The sequence below is a fragment of the Pseudoalteromonas rhizosphaerae genome, assembly GCF_028885455.1.
Classification (GTDB): domain Bacteria; phylum Pseudomonadota; class Gammaproteobacteria; order Enterobacterales; family Alteromonadaceae; genus Pseudoalteromonas; species Pseudoalteromonas rhizosphaerae.
The window spans coordinates 1,361,342-1,378,107 of the sequence record NZ_CP118496.1; the positions used below are offsets into that span (position 1 = coordinate 1,361,342).

General features: G+C 39.4%; 6 protein-coding genes. All 6 read right to left on the bottom strand.

Annotated elements, in window-relative coordinates; translation table 11 throughout:
* Positions 1 to 204: 204 nt before the first annotated feature.
* From PVK79_RS05790 to PVK79_RS05815, 6 genes are read right to left on the bottom strand one after another with little or no spacing between them, the layout of a single operon-like run.
* Entirely contained in the window at positions 205 to 4,317 is a 4,113-nt protein-coding gene (locus PVK79_RS05790) for a poly-gamma-glutamate synthase PgsB (protein WP_182759860.1), read from the bottom strand.
* A 1-nt stretch (position 4,318) separates the two neighbouring features.
* On the bottom strand, positions 4,319 to 8,659 hold the full coding sequence (locus PVK79_RS05795; RefSeq protein WP_257325480.1) for an autotransporter outer membrane beta-barrel domain-containing protein: 4,341 nt from the start codon (positions 8,657 to 8,659) through the stop codon (positions 4,319 to 4,321).
* Positions 8,644 to 9,414 carry a hypothetical protein gene (locus PVK79_RS05800; RefSeq protein ID WP_257325481.1) on the bottom strand — a complete coding sequence of 257 codons (771 nt, stop codon included), beginning with the start codon at positions 9,412 to 9,414 and terminating at the stop codon, positions 8,644 to 8,646. Before PVK79_RS05800 ends, PVK79_RS05795 begins: the two co-directional genes overlap by 16 nt.
* A complete protein-coding gene (locus PVK79_RS05805; RefSeq protein WP_182794077.1) occupies positions 9,398 to 11,671 on the bottom strand; it encodes a hypothetical protein in 2,274 nt (757 codons plus the stop codon). The genes PVK79_RS05800 and PVK79_RS05805 overlap by 17 nt, the downstream gene beginning before the upstream one ends.
* The gene (locus PVK79_RS05810; RefSeq protein ID WP_257325482.1) at positions 11,658 to 14,774 is read right to left on the bottom strand and encodes a poly-gamma-glutamate biosynthesis protein PgsC/CapC; all 3,117 of its coding nucleotides are present in this window, start codon (positions 14,772 to 14,774) and stop codon (positions 11,658 to 11,660) included. Before PVK79_RS05810 ends, PVK79_RS05805 begins: the two co-directional genes overlap by 14 nt.
* On the bottom strand, positions 14,767 to 16,758 hold the full coding sequence (locus tag PVK79_RS05815) for a hypothetical protein (protein ID WP_145237321.1): 1,992 nt from the start codon (positions 16,756 to 16,758) through the stop codon (positions 14,767 to 14,769). The genes PVK79_RS05810 and PVK79_RS05815 overlap by 8 nt, the downstream gene beginning before the upstream one ends.
* Positions 16,759 to 16,766 lie beyond the last annotated feature (8 nt).

Here is a 16,766-nt window from a genome sequence, read left to right on the forward strand (position 1 = left end):
CGTTTTCGCAATAATTCACTGCTTTATTTGTCTTTTTTAAATAATTCATTTGCAAACAGTGACTTGCTGAATGTAATTACTTTGAAAATATTTTACTTATTTTATAACTAAAATTTTAGCTGAAAATTAAGTTAATACATTTGTTTAGGTCGGTATGCCTTAATTAGTAATTAAGGCTTTGTAGGTTTTTACGGTATGATTAACTTAGCTATTATCTTTATTTGAAAATGTTAACCAGCCGGGCTTTTGATTGCGATTTAGCTTTCCTAAGACCGTAATAGCTTTTTCAAGAGTAATACGCTGGGTTGCGATATCTTTATAAACTTGGTTGGCAATTTTTTTGCGTTTAACAGCAGCCCCAGCATCTAAAAATGATTCAGCCACTTGTATGGCAAATCTTTTTAATGGGCCTTGTTGCTGGCTGTCGGTTTTATTGTCTAGCTGTTGCTGATGTTTATTCAAACGTTCATTAATATGCACAAGCTCTGCTTGGCTGTATTCATTTTGCGCATGATGCATTTTTTTTATCTCTAATAACGCACTGCTTAAATAAGCATGCTCAAGCTGACTAAATGTACTGATCAGTGATAAGCGCGTTAAGGTTTTTTTAAACTGTTCAGCTGAGCAATTGTTATCTAAAAGCATACTTATGCTATCGTAAATCTTTTGCCATTGTTGCCAGCCATAAACATAGCCTAAGCCAGCTCCTTTAATGTTTTGCATACCAATGATGACTTGGTGACAGTGAGGCCTCGCAAGTGCAGTTAGCATGATCGTTAATTGATCGGGGGTGACCTTGGAGTTAGTAATTAATATGCATTTACTTTTGACTAATTCCAATAATATTGTTTGTAAATTATGTTGATTCTTTTTTAAATCACTCAACAAAGGCCGCATCTGTTGATAGCTTAAATAGTGATTAAAAACATCTTGCAAACTTATTCGCTGCTGTTCACTTAATGTTTGTGCCTGTCCATTGAGCCAATCAGTAAATTGCTCTGCATTATTCAAGGCGGTAAATTCTTTTGCCTGGTAGCTACCTTCAAGTGCTTTATTCATTATTTCGGCAACTGTATCTGCTTCTTTAATGCAGTGTAGCTGAGAGCACAACAATTCTAATTCCTGTAAATCATTATTACTAATTATTCGTTCAAAGCGCTCAGCAAAAGCGTGCAAGTAATAGCTATAAAAGCCATCAACATTGGTACCAATGACAACCATTTTATCAAACGGTAAATCTTCGACGAGCATCTGGGCAAACACTTTTGAACGTGCTACACGGTCATTTCGGTTGTTAATCAAGGCGATGGTTTGTTTACTTGGATCCTTGCTTAGGCCAAATAAATCTAAGCGTCGCCAGTTCTCTATGGTCGCTAAGCGTTCATTGGCTGACATACTATTAACGAATGACATGCTAAAATGTGTAAAAGGTACAGGGCTAAAGTGTTGTAAAACACCAATGTCAGGTACTATACGCTGTGCTGTTTCTTTAAATACAAAGTCTTTTTCCAGGCCAATGTAGGCTGCCATCTTACATACTAAAGCAATATTATCCGGGTGCTCTTCATATGGGTAAAGTGCTCTAATGTCGGGTGTGATTTGATAACCATCGCCCCAATGTGCCTGAATTAAGGTACTGCTTTTTTGTGTAGCGTCTTTATCTAAAATAGGGAACATGGTTTGTTCGCTAGTAAAAACCTGACTTTTGGGGGCGATAAAGTTTGCCATTTCTTTAGCCACATCAATACCTGTTGGTCCTAATATATCTTCATGATCAGGATAGGCATTGGTAATAGTTGAAAAGTTATCTTGCATCCACTGCCTGAGTATTTTGACGTAGCGAGGTGTTAAGCCCATGCACTCCCATAAAAAGACATCTGCTTTGACATTTTTAGCAAAATGTAAAACATCACTTTGCTCCCAAATACTGGCTTTATCAAATGGGCGGAATAAAGGCACTTCAAATTGTTCACCATTGGAGCGAGCATAAATAAGGGTTGCTTCGCAGCCCGTTGTTTTCGTTATTACTTTTAACGCAAGACTGCTGAACAGCGCGGCTTTTAAGCGTTCAGTGCCAGATTTACCTCGGGTGCCCCAACCACCAATACTGACTGGAATTGCTTGACGGTCGGTTTTTATACGTCGGCTTATGCGAATATGACGTCCCCAAAAATAAACCATAAAACCAACTACAAAAAAGATAAGCTGACCAATACTGTTTTGATAGATTGAGTAAAGATACTCTTTAAAATTCAGCCAAATATTTACCAGTAGTGGAGAAAAACTTAGCTTGTTATAAAGCTTACTAATATTTGGCTCTACATCAAACGTACAACCGAGTTGTTCACCATAGGCTTTAAATTCAAAACTAAAACCGTGCTTATTGAGTGCTGTCAGGTAATTGTTTTGCTCTATTTCGTTACCTTTACGTTGCGTATCTAAACTATCAATATTAATACTTAGCCAAATATAACTGCTAATTCGCTGAAATAATGACTTTGGCGGGGTAACTAATAAAATACCATCTGGCGTATAGGTTTTTGCTGGCTGTTTTAAATTGTCTTGGCTCAGTACCGAGAGTAAGAAATCAGGTAACGGTAAATGTGGCCGCGCTGAGTATTCATCAGTATCAAATAACGGTTCGCCAGGAACATTGGTAGTGCTTATCTCCGCTACAGAGCAACTAGGAACATGCATAAAGGCAGATGGTTTTCGGGCTTTGCTATGATTAAAGCTTTGGCGTTTGTCTGTGCTTGGGTTGCGCCATTCATGTATAAAACGCCACAACCTAAACGCATAACGATAACCACTGCGGATCTGCCATGTTAATTTATTTTTACTAACATTGTAGCCTTCGCTTTGCTGAGCTTTACGACTGAGTAAGCGACCAAGTAACTCTTCATCTAATTCTTTATCGAGCTGAGATAGGGTTGCAGAGTTTGGTAATACTTGCTCTAACTCAGCCATTAAATTTTGATGCTCAAATGCAACTAATTGCTCTCTGGTACGGCTGATAAAACGGCGAATAGCCAGCACCGGCTCGCTCTGCAATCGTTCATTTAAACAATTGATATAAGTTGTGAAAACGCTATTTGGTTGGTTTGTCTCTAATTGTTGATTGAGCATCATACGAGCAGTGAGCTCTAACGTTAAACGTTTAATGGCAAAGCTTTCATTACCACTTAATAGTTGCCACCAGAGTTTGAATGCAAAGTTGTCGGTATCTATACGCGGGCTACTTAGTTGTTTAACTAACGTAAAGCGCACGGCATCAACGGTTTCTATTTTTAATCGTTCGGTTAATAAATTTTGTAAAAAACTGACAGAAAAATTACCAGCTTGCTCTATAACACTTTGCCTTACTCGTGGATAACTGTGTTCGGCTAACTGCATTAACAGGTTTTCACATAAGTGGCTCAATGTGTTCTGGCTGGTTAAAATTTTTGGTAACGCAGCTAAAATAAATAACCGTTCTTCAGCATTAAGTTGGCACTGATCAGTTTGTTGGATCAGCTGCTGCATAAATGCACGAATGTAGGTTGGCCGTTGATGGATCAAAATTTCTAATATATCCAAACGGGCTAAATGCGGTGTATTCACCTCTTCTAATGCTAATACTAAGGTTTCAATTAAATTTGCACTTAGCTCTGGATCGCCATCATGGTTATGCATCAGTTGTACTTGATTCGCCAAGGCACGGTATAGCGCATTTCTTACATGTTCATTATCGGTCTTGGTTAATAATTGTAAAAAGAAGCTCTCTAAGTCCAGAGTTTGCCACGCTTTTGCTATATCGTTTGAAGATTTTTTTAAATAGCGATTACTTAAGTCGCCAAGCTTTCCAATTAAAAATTTAAGAGTTTGTTCAATATCAGCGACTATATCTTGGTAACGGTTGATCACAGCACCTTCGTCAAACCAACGATTAAAGGCAAGTTTATCTTGGCGTAATTGTTCAGACGTGGCGCCTAGTTGCTGAGCGTAATCTAAAATATGGAATTCACGTTCGGCGCTGATTTCTGCATGACTGAGTCTTTCAATAAAAAGCAGATAACCGGCATCCAACTTTTGTAAACTTTGCTGTTTATGTTCTACGCGATGACGTAAAAAAGCAATTGCTTGGCGCAATAGCCAAATATCCTGATCTTCGCCATCGGGCATATTTTGCAGCAATTCCCACTGCGCTAGTTCATCAACAAGTTGACGGTATTTTTGGCGATAAAGGTCCAGCCAAAAATTAGCAATATCAGCAAACAATAGATGTTCTAAGCGATCTTTTAATTCGCTAGAGGGAGTAACTTTCTTGGTGTTTGCCATATTAATTCTGCTCTAAAAAGTGATTGAGTTGCAGTGACTCAAAAATAATTTCGTCGTGAGAGAAAACACCAAAACCGGTGTCAGCTATATTGCCAGTCGAAAACTCGAGACTGATGTTATGGTCATTTCTAAACCAATCTTGGTCCCAACGTACTTTGATCCACCCTTGTGAAAAGTTACCTAATGGCAGCTGTTTTCGCCAACCTACACTGGTGATGTATTGCCATGTGCTATTAGGGCGATGTTTATCAGCAAACTTATAGTAACTGGTTAATCCGGCTTGGAAGATTTGCCCTTGATAATATTGATGCCAAGATGCGCCAAAACGCAAAATATCTAGGCTTGTCCAATCGGCATTGGACGTGCTGCCGGCGAGAAAATTAAAGTAACTATCAACCCACGGTTGATAGCGATATTGATATTCGCCTCGCCAACCATGCGGGTGATCTTCGCGATAAAAATTATAAATGTCTGAATTGAGTTTAGGATCAAATAAAAAGTCTTCAATATTAGCACTGCTGTAGCTGTAGAATGGACTTATTTGCCATTGATGACGATGACTTTCATCAATGCGCCAGATCTGACCAATCTGCACATAGGTATTAAATGCATATTGGCTGTCAGTGTCTGCTTGACTTGGTTGCCATGTGGTTTGCAAGGCGCTGTCGACGTACCAAGGACTGTCATGATCTTGCCAAGAATGATAGCCATCAATCGAAAATAGTTCGCTATCTTGTTCGCTCAAAGAGTAAGTAAGATCAAGACGATACCAATTCTCATCGTCACTTAATCGAAACCTAGCGCCAACATCCATACTATGACGAATAGGGACGTTTTCGCTAGATTCAAAAATACCTCGGCGGTCATAATTAATAAATGCTTGCCAGCTTAAGTCGTCTGGATGAAACTGTGCGACCTCAGTTTGCAGGGCACGCTGAGCAACGGGCAGTTGGTAAATTACGGTGTTTGCGAAGCTGTTTTGCTCGGCTTCAAAATTAGATATTTTATGATTGCTTTCACTCAATTGCCAAGTATATAAGCGAACGTGCTTGATGCTGTCGGTGCTGACTTCTATTTTACCTGCTGGGTGGAAAAAGCTGCGTTCAAGGCGTTGTTCAAATTCACCAACAATACTGCTTGGGAGCATTTGCTCGAGCTTAACTAAGCGATCGGCTGGTAATTGTGCGATTAAATGCCGCTCTGGCAGAACAGTGTAAAATAACAAGTTATTGCTAAGCGGTAAGTCATACCAGCGACCATTACGGTACTCTTGTGCGCTGATTGTCATCATTTGTGATAAATAAGGATTAAGCCATTGCAACGAGAGCACATTATCGGTTAGCTCAGTTTTATTAAAACCAAATGCAGTTGGTTTATCAGGTTGTATTGACCAAACTTTTTCCGATGTGGCTAATTTTATTGCAACGTTCGCGACATTCCCTTGGGATAAGTCAGCCGCTGCAGATAACTCTGCGACCGAAAAATGAAAGTTTAAACGAATTTGTTCTGAGCGGGTTTGGCTCAAGTCAATATGTAAATCATGATGTGGGCGTAAGACTAATCCTTGCGTAAAACCGCCTTGGCTACTGGTACGCAGTAATTGGTCGCTATAGCTACTCTCATCTTGAGAATCCACAGCAATGAGTTGCGTGCCAGCAAAGTCAGTATAGTCTTGTAGAGGAACCCACTGGCCATAACTTTGTATACGTGAAAATAACTGCGCGAGTTGTGGAGGTAAGCTCAGGGCATTTACTTTCGCTAAAACTTGCGTGTACTCATTGGTGGTTAGCGTTTTATCCGCCAACTTAAATAAGGTATTATTCAATAACGTCTGCATGTTGATATCGGTGTCATATAGCAACGCCATAAATGGTGTTTGCCAAAAATAGCGGGTTGCCATATTTTGATAATTATACGTCGTCGTCAATGGCTGCGAGAGTATTTTATAGGAAATAAATGTTTGTTGATCACTATATAAGCGAACTGACTCACCTGCTTGTAATGTGATCAACGCGTCACTGGAGATCGACAGCGGTTGAGCATCATTGCGTAATAGGGTTTGCGAGTTAATATCAGAAAAAATTGGCAGTACAGTGTGTTGCGCTGATTTTGATGATTGCGATGTCTGTTGTGCAAACAACCAGCTCATTTTATATTGACCATTTTGAACACTGGTACTGCGCGCTCTTAGGGCAATTGTGAGTGGTTGGCTTTGCGCTTTGAATGTTACCGCTTGGCTTTTATTAACCACCAGTGCTTGTATTAACCCCGTTGGGCTGGCAAGCGTTTGCGTGCCTGGGTAATCAAGTTCGTAGCTGGGCTGTTGAATATCTGCTTCGCTGTAATCGCGCCAATTTAATTTTGCAAAGCTTGTTTGCAATGCCGCTTGATTAGGTAAGTCATGACTTAACCACAATGCGAGTAAGTTTTTTTGTTGTTTGATTGCAAGCGCAATCAAAATGTTCCTACATGGCGCTAATAAATCTAAAGCATTGGCACATAAACCTTGCAGTTTATAGTCTTGCTCTAATGCTTGATATTGTTGTATCAACTGATTGCCAGCATAGGATTTGATAGCCACTTCTTGGCTGCTTTTGTAGAGCCCTTCAAGGTAGCTTTTGGCTAAAGCGTCGCGCCCTTGCGCCATCAAAATAGTGAGACGCAATTGCCACGCTTTAATTGCAATATCTGTATTGGGCACGTTGACTAATTTTTTAATTAATTGCAGTGCCTGAAGTGGATGCTCTGCCATTAAATACTCAGCTTCACCGAGTTGATGTTGCCAATGCATAGTATCAGTGGAAGTTATTGCCGCAGTTTTTGTTTTCAGTGGTTTATAAGGGAGCAGTGCGGCAGTAAACTCATCACCGATTTGGCTAATTTGCTGGGCCAATAAGTTATGAATAAGATTACTTTTTTCTTTTAGCGTACCTGCTTGTGCATAGAGCAATTCATTATTTGGTAAATCTAGTAATTGATCACTTTGCATTACGTATTCAATTGGTTGGCGCTGTTGCTGAAGATTCTGAATGCTTAATTGAGTTGTTGTTAAAGGCACGTTTAACTCAAAAGCGGCAAAATTTTCGCTTTTTAGCAAGGTTAAATGCCATTTTAAGTTACCACTGCGAACTAACAATTGGCTATCGACACTGCTGCGCGCATGCAGTGTTATCGTCGTTCTCACGCGCTGTTTATTGTTTAGAGAAAATTGATGCTGTTGCTGGCCTAATTGATGTATTTGCGCATAGTGCTCTGATAGTACAGGATAGCCAGTATCATCAACCATCCGCAGTCCGCTAAAGCTATCAAACTGCTTAAATTGACTATTAAAGTACGCTTTATCCTGCGACTTCGGAACAAGAAAATCGCGAGATGAAATTGTGCTAAGTAAATCTTGATAACGACGTTGCGAAAGTAATTCACCACTTTGATAAGGTGAATTGTTTAGCTGTGATAAGTCGTGTTGCGAGTAGATAGCACGCAGCGTGTTGTCTAAATTATTAACCCAATATGGTTGAAACAAACGTTCTTGTTGCTTATCCATTGCTTGATCATCAAAAATTGCTCTGTGATTTTGCTCAAGTTTAATATAAGCGTCTGTTTCACTACGTATAGTTAGGTATTCACCTTTATCTATTGCTAAGTAATCGGTATTGGCCAAACCAATGTGTTGGTCACTATACTCGCTGGCGCGACTGGCAATAACACCGAGCACACTGATCGGTTGCTCATTTACATAGGTATAGACTTTGCCGTTAATATCTTTATTTAGTAAATCTTTGCGCACAGTTAGTTTTAATTTTTTAGCGTGTTGAAAGTACAGTTTTACTTTTTCGCCCGCTTTAAAGTGATAATAATGCTCAATATTTTGACCATATTGTAAACGAGTTACCGCTCGTGGTAGCTTTACGGCGCGACGGAAGCTATCACGGTGACGGTTTGTTTCACCGACCATTGCCGTTAAGGTTACACCTTCATCAAGGTGATTGGTGATTTTTAAAATGCGGTTATATGATGCAATAGGTAACTGACACTTGGCTTGTTCACAGATAAAATCGCGACTCACATTGAGTCTCTGCTGGGCAAGGTGACTGGTCCCCGAGCTGTAAATAAACGAATTAAATGTTGTACTATCCAGCTCCAGCCATTGACCTTTTGCCAGCCAAAGATAACGACTTTGTTTAGCTTCAAAATACATCGCTTGCTGAGATTTATCTAAATGCACGTTAGGTGTCACATTTAGCCACATAGGCGAACTCAAAATATTGTCATTACTGGCTAAGCCGTGTGGGCTCAAAGTAAGCAATAGGCTGAAAATAATAGCAGTTATAGCGTAATGCATATTTTAAATTGACTCATCAAAGTAGGCTGTTGAACAAGTTGCGCGCGTAATGTATCACTTAATTCAATATGGAAAAATTCGCCATTGCTTGGCAGAATTTTATTTAAAATATTTTTTGTGCCGCCAAGCTCTGTAACTTCTAACGGATATACATAACTGGCAAGTTGTAATTTGTCAGTTAAACACTGGCTTATTTGCTGTAATTTAGCTGTAGCTGGCTTGGCACCATGACTGATTATTACATCACTATTGCGTGCTTTTTTAGTGTGTCGTTTTTTTGGATCAAAGCCGTGTATCTGATAAATAACGAACTGATCGACTGTGTTGGCGTAGCTTTGAATAAACGCATTGGTAACACTGTAGTGGTATTTACCTAGATCACTTTTTTGTCCATCAGCTGCAAGTGTATTGCGATGTATGGTATTGGCTAAGAAAACCTGGCATTCAGTAAATAGAGCCATCGCAATAGGGTAGCTGTGTTTGTCAAAATAGCGGTGCGGAGCATAGGCAATACACTGACTGCCACTCGACTGGTATTTTATTTCTCCTGCTATAACGTGTTCATCTTTCGTTACTAAAGTTAACGCTGATGTTAGTTCGTTGCCTTGCGCCAAGTTTGTTTGCGTGCTCAGCCATTGCGCTAGTTGGGCTTTTGTAACCGCATAGGCACCATTTTGTGATGACGAACTAGCGTAACTTGCGCTAGTTAATAACAGTAATATTATCGCAAGTAACCGTTTAGCTTGCATCATCATTCCACCACCTTATTTTTACTTCTTCGTTAGCGTACTCTTCTAATACTGCGATCCAGACGGTTTTATTGCTTGTAATGGTTAAACTGTTGAGCGCACGAACATCAGCATTGAGCTGTTGAGTAATTGCCGGGTAAGCAAATAGTTGACTGTCTTTTGGATGGATCAAAAAGGCATCACTTAAGCGGCTCGGCTGAAGTCCATAGCGCTTGTTTGCAATACTATAATCATGGGTTAAGCCACTTTGGTATTTAGCACGTTGAGCAATATCGAGGATAATGCTCTGCTCAGCATAATGGCTGTACGCTTTTAATACCACACTGTACGGGCGTTGCGTTGGATATGCTAATTTTAGTGGCGTATTTGCCGTAAGTTTATACAACCGTTGTTTAAGCCACGGGCGTTGCCCTTGCCAGTTTTGATAAATTTGTTGGGCATTTTTTTCAATACTTGCCAGTTGTTCAAAGTCAGTGTCTACTAAATTTACTTCTCTGGCTGTTTTGTTGTTTAGTTGATAAACCACACTGCCTGGATCTGTACTTGGCGCATTAGTCGCCGCTTGCAGCAGATGCTTATTTTGCAATGGTGCAAAGTTATAAGGGCTGGGCTCAGTAACTGGGGTAAAATATTTTGTTGGGCTATTGACCAATGCGACATTAGAGATCGGTAATTGTTTAAACAGCTCTCTTGATTGATAGAAACTGTCTTTAATTAGGATCTCTGGTGGCTCTTGGAAAACTCGGATATTGACGTAACTATCTTGTTCAGTAAAGTCGTAATGGTTATCAGCTTGTTGCTCATACCAAGCGGCAATATCATGAAAGTTTGGATCTTCAATACATTTCGTATGGCATACCGTACGTTGATAGTTAAACTGGCTATTACGTGATTTGACACGTACAAGAGTCGGTTGCTCAGTTGTAATTACCAATGCCGCTGCACGTTCGTTAAGACGTAAATAAAAGCTATTTGCTTTAGGGATTTTTTCTCGTTGTGTGGAATCTAGAATAACTCGATCAAATTCAGATAATTCATCGTCATAAGAAATAGTAAAGGTATCAATTGGCTGATTATTTTGATCATAAACAATCACAGTAGCATGACCTCGACTAGATGATCTGAGATCGATGTTAATATCGCTACTTCCTTCAAGTGTGAAGCGAGCATTTAATAAGTTACTTATTTGATAGTAACCATCTTGTGCGGTCGTTAACGGTTGTAGTGAGCTAAAAGACCAATTACTTAACAGTGGCTCGGTGCTGCATATAGTTACTAAACCAATATCTAATGGCTCGGTAATAAAGCTCAGTGGCTGCGCTGTATTTGCGCGATAAAGCACAGTATGTGGTGCAATAAACTGACTTAAATCATACCAAGTTAAATTGATTTCAGCTGATTTGTCCAGACTGAAAATAAGCGAATCTGGCTGTTTTAGTTCAATGCTCGCACACAGTGTCGCATCGGTGTAATAGTCATTTAAATTAAGTTGTTGCTGCGCAAAGTCATAAGTAACAACATTGTAGGGCAGCGTTTCATATAAAATGTCGGCTTTAAAGTCGATCCCAGGAATACCTTGTGGAGCAAGTTTTAGCCATGAATAGGTAACTGCATTGTTTATTTCTGTGGTTGATAACGCATTAACCCCAATACTGTGATATGCGCTGCTTCGCTCTCTTCGCTCTAATGGTAACTTGAGCCACGCGCTGTATTTATCATCATTATCGTTATGTGTTTTAGCATGGACTCGCACTACAACTCCCATAACTTGGCTATCTTCGCTAATTAACTTTAATGATACGCTGGTAACGTTCTTTAATTGTTCTGGGCTGATATAAAAAGATTGCCCAGATGAGACCTGTAAAGCTTGCCGATTTTCAATAATTTGCTTTATTTGTTGCTCATTGTCGGGAGGTGTTAGTTTTGACGCATGGTGATAGACATGACTACTAATTACTTGTTTTTTTTCATTTAAGAATGCGTATTCAATGGCATAGTTTATCGGTTTATCTAAATCCTGTGGTTCAGAAAATATCGCATTTGATAATACTCGGATCGAGTGTGTTCTAGTGCTAGAAAACGAAAAAATCAATGGTTTTTCAGTGCTTAGCCATTGAACGTTAGAGCGTGTCTCTTCATCCGAACGGCTAGTTATAGGTTCAGCTGACTGTATCCACAGATAAAAACTAAACAGCGCAAAACTAAGCCCAGTAAGTATTAGGAGCAATATGAGTATTTTTAAGAGTCGTTTAATAAATTGCATACGATCCCTCAATCATCATAGTGTTAAAACGGTTTTGGTCAGTGAGACGGTTTGTTATCGGATTAAAAATTGCCAACAGCTTACCTTTTTGTCTGATCGCGAGGGCATACTCTTGGCGGCCTTCAAATTCAATTGTTTGTAATTCACAGTTAGCGAATGGTTTACATAGTTGTGCCAGTGCCGTCAAGCGTTGCGTGCTGGCATAATGCTCAATCGTTTTTAAAAAATGACTTTGCTGCTGTGAACTTACAGCTTGCCAATTGGCAGGCGATAATGTGGTTATATTCATTACTTTAATTGTTGGTTGCGCTGAAATCGCGAGCAAGCGTTGTAAAAGACTTTGCTGGTTAACAGAAAATTGCTGTTTAAAATCAGATGCAAGCCACAGGGTTGCTAGTTCGCTGTGGGGAGCAAATATTTGATAGCCAGATTGCGGCGACGTACCAAGCTCTAAACCTCTTGTCGCGGTTTGGCCTTGCACAACTTGGTAATCAACAGCCAAATCTTGCAAACTGTGATTAAGTGTTTGTAAAAGATGCTGGTGGGCGTTATTTGATTGCGTATATTCAAAAGCTAGGGCGGTGGGTCTGATCCATGATGGTGCACTGTGACTACGAATTTGTAAGTTTAAAATGGCATTATTTTGTGCAAACCGTAAATAGCTTTGATGAACCACATTAAATAATGAATCAACGTTATTGGGTAATAATACATTCGCTTGTGGATGCGCATAAGGATGGGCACCGGCGATCAGTAAATGCTCTGCCCTGCTATTTACAAATAGTTCAGTGGCAAACTTTAAGGTATTACTTTCAAATAATGGTCGCGGTACTTCAATATTAAGTTGGGTACTTGATGTCAGATTGATGACATAGAAACCTTGACCATAGGCTATTGCAGCCCCATCAACGAAAGGGGCGATAAGTAAAAAGCGACCTTGCGCGTTATTGAGTAATGTTAGCTGATAGCCCATTAGTCTGGCTGTGGCATTAATTTGATTTAGTTGATTGATTATATTCTCATCTACATCTTGATCCGTCAGCTTAGTTTTTAAACGGTATAGAGGGTGTAATATTTCAAATTCCCACAAGGCGGCTTGATTTGCCGTTAATGGTTTATAAGCGCCACTGCCTTTAGCGGTAATGTTGTCAGCAAATAGCTCAATCACTTCATTCAGGCTCTGCGTTGCATAGCTAATTGCGTTGTCCTCGTTATTACTTTCATCACGAGATATGTTAGCTAATAACGTAGTGTAGTTATCACTATTTAAAAACACTTCAAACAGCTGGCCATTAAAGTTTGCTGCAGGTAAAGAACTATTGGTTGCTTGACCAAAAAAAGTCTCTTGATGTCCTAATAGCTGTTGGATCAAACGTTGGCTGAGTGAGCTTGGTAACTGATTGTAAATCCAATACTGACTTGTTGCGCCGACAGGGGTTTTGATTAATAAACGATTTGTGCGATTGTTAACTTCCCGTACTTGAAATAGTTGCTCAAGCCCCAGCGCTTCAATAAATGCTAAATAATAAGGACTTTGTTTATTATTATGAGTTAATTCCGTCGTTGGTGTAGCACTGGTACCAAATACTAAGGCACGACTGTCAAAGTGTGAAAATATAAGCCCCGCAGAGTCGCTCGCTAAACTTTCTGAAGTGGGAAATGGTACCGTGACTATGAAATCTGCGCTTGGTTTTCGAGAAATAACAAATAACCCGCGTTGCGAGGTTTTTCTAGCATCACGAATGTAAATATAACTATCATCAAATTGCAATTGAAAATCAAGTTTAGCTAAGCGCTGTTTATTCAGCAGTAAGTTTTCTATTGAATTAGGGGCTTTATTAATTTCATAAATCGCTTGTTTAAAGTTATTTTTGTCCTGACTAGCTTGATAACTGCTGATGTCTAGTTGTCCTTTATTGCTCGTATAAAGGTAGCTTTTATATTCACTGATCTGTTGACCAAGAGCGCTGACTTTGTTTGTGCTTTGCAATTCTTTAATGTCAGTTGTAACAAATAAAGAAGGGATAAACATGATAATAAAGCCGATCACAATGGCTAACGCACCGCCTAGGATTGAAGTTTGAAAGGTGGCTCGGATCACTAAGCCTAGTGCGCTTTTTTGATATATTTTTAATGCTAAAAGCGTAGACAGCATATAACCAAAAGCAAAGGTATCGGTAACTTTTATTTCAGGGTAGTAGTGCACCACAAAATAATTTAAAAATAACTTATAGATAAAACCGATATTGAAGAAAAATAGCAATAATCTTGCACCTTCAATATTGGCATTACGTAACCGCGTAAAGTTTAATAGCGAAGCACCAATGATCAGTATAATGGCTGTTTCTGCAAAGGATGTGAGCAATTTAGTTGGCTGCATAAGCTGCAGCGCCAATAATGCGGGCAGCATAATGCCATTAAATTCCCAGCCATATTTAATATTGGCACGCGACGCAATAAACGCAGTGATCACCAAAATAATATAGGCTTTTGGTGCCGCTATAATTGATGCGGCAACCGCTTCATACATAATTGCTAAATTGGCGATGCTAAAGTTAGTCATTGGCATGAGTGCAAAACGAACTAATAAGAAAGTAATTAGTAGCTGAACAATGGTAACTTTCATGCCGTACTTAAAGCCACCATTCCACATCACGTTGGCAGTGAGGGCGATAATAACTAACCCCAGGGAATAAAGCTGTGATGAATAATCAAAGGTTATATCCCAACCGCTGAGCACGTTAGCAATCAATGGCCAAAACGAAGTATCCATGACTACACGCACTAAAATACTGATCAAGATAATGGCAAAAAAGCGGTCACGACCAAACATCTCGGCGTAGCCAAATCTTTGCATTACGTACTTAGCGCTAAAGAGCATTAGGCCATACACTACTACCGCTTCAATTAAGATAACGGCGGCTGAGGTTGGGCTAACAATAAGTAGTGGCACTAAATAACCAGGCACAACAAGCCCAGTAAGCGGAAAACCAAATCGTAAATTTAACAAACAAACAACAGTAATGCCTATCCATACAGTGGTGATCACCGATTGACCTAAGCCACCACCTGCTGGAAACAATTGTAAAATAAAATCACCCACTAGTTGATGGCTCCATCAAGTTTTGAGCGTAAAATTGCTGTTGTTTGCATAATGAATCACACAGTTGTTTGCTGTTGGGCATTTGCTCAATAAAAAACGCAATATCAATAAACTCAAATAAAATACCTGAAACCTGAAATGGCTCGCCAGATGCATTTTGTAGATGACTTGCATCCATTGCTCGAACATTGAGTATATAGGTATTTTCATCAAGCTTAGCTTGAAGATAAATATCGCCTTTTTGTAAGGTGATAAAGCGTAATTTACCTTTCGCGGTTTCAGTATCTAAATCAGTAACTAAGCAGAGCAAATCCAATGCTGTCATATCAAAAATAGAGAATTGATGCTGCGCAGCTAGTTTTTCTAACGATTTGTTTATTTGCACCACTTGACCAAATAAATTAAATAATACAGTCGCAGAGCGAACATTATTAAACACATGCTCTAAGGTCGTTAGCTTTTGTTCCATTTCCGCTATCGACGTTTTCACTTGCTGGCTGAGCGGTTCTTGTAATTTCAAAGTGAGTAGTTGAGATAGGGCGCTATCATTAGCATTATTTTGTGATTCAATAATTCGATAATGGAACAGTAATTCACCCACTTGTCCGGCAAAGGCATTTACATTGCGCTCAAATGCTTGTTTGTTAAATTGTGCATCAGGCATTACTGTCATTGCCCAAAAACCACGCACATCACCGGCATAGATCAATGGCACGATATATTGCAGCTCACCGTCACTTAGCTCATTAAAAAATGGGCGCAAAATTGGCACAACACCAAATTCTTTTAAAGCATCTGAATATGGCGCGCGCTTATAATCGCGGCGCATTTCTTTAATATCACTAAGGTGGCAATTGACGGCTCTTATTTCGGTTAGTCGGTGATCGCCTTCTTTACGCGCTAAAAATATCGATTTATTCAAAGCAAGTTGTTGAGTTACCAGGCGAATAATCGCATCCCAAGGCGAGCTTTGAGAAATAAATGACTTTGGTAAATAGCGCCCAGCCATTTTCTGTTGAATATTCCCAATTAGGCTAGTGAGCTCCCTGTCTTCGTTGAGTTTTCTAACCAATATTACCCACACTAGTGTAATAAAGGTAAAAATGGTCATCTGGCCAACGGGTAAAAATAAATGCTGAAACACTAAAATAAAATACCCTAAGCCAAACCAACATATACTTGTTAGCACTGCAATTACGATACTGTAACTAATTGATAATTTTTGAAAAGCGAACAGCAGTAGTAAAGAAATACTAAGCAGCAGTAGGGTGCTTTGCCATAGTGTCAGTAGCGATATGCTGCTTTGCTTATCAAGTGTATCGGCAATATAAGCAGTAAGTAATAAATAGTTTGATGTCTGGGTTAATTTAGGCGCATTAAGTTTTACCCCTAAACCAGCATTATGTTGACCGAGAATAATGATTTTGTTTTGTAACTGGCTGGCCATAATGTCCATTGTCATCAGCCGTTCAGCTGAAAACTTTGGCAGTGCAGAAGGGGCTAAAGCGAAGTTAAGCAATACACTTTTGCTACTATCAAGGTCGTTAAACAGTGCCGGCCAAATTGCCAGACATGAGCTGTCAGCCATAGCGGCTAATTCAACATTGTAGCCAGACCAATCGTTTATATGTGGTAGGCAGTAGTCATTTTTAGGGTGTGGGTAAAAAACAGTGTTTTGTGCCATGTCCGTCAAGGTTTTATTTACTGTTAGTTGTTCATTAGCAAAAACCAATACTGCTTTTGGTTGATAGCTTAATAGTTGTTGTACTAGTTCATTATGTTCGCGACTTAAATGCTCACTTTCAATGATCACAACATTGCTTTGCTGGCTTTGTGTAAGATTTGCTAAACGGCTATAGAAAAAGGCATTTGATGAATTAAACAGTGATAATGAATTTGAGATCACCACAATGATAAACAGGCAAATAGTAAGCCAAAAAGAACGCTGGCGTTTAAGTAAAAAAAACTGTTGTTTAAAAGCCACGATTAGCT

Coding starts and splice junctions, on each gene's coding strand:
- PVK79_RS05790 (WP_182759860.1), bottom strand. CDS start 4,317: ATGGCAAACACCAAGAAAGTTACTCCCTCTAGCGAATTAAAAGATCGC.
- PVK79_RS05795 (WP_257325480.1), bottom strand. CDS start 8,659: ATGCATTACGCTATAACTGCTATTATTTTCAGCCTATTGCTTACTTTG.
- PVK79_RS05800 (WP_257325481.1), bottom strand. CDS start 9,414: ATGATGATGCAAGCTAAACGGTTACTTGCGATAATATTACTGTTATTA.
- PVK79_RS05805 (WP_182794077.1), bottom strand. CDS start 11,671: ATGCAATTTATTAAACGACTCTTAAAAATACTCATATTGCTCCTAATA.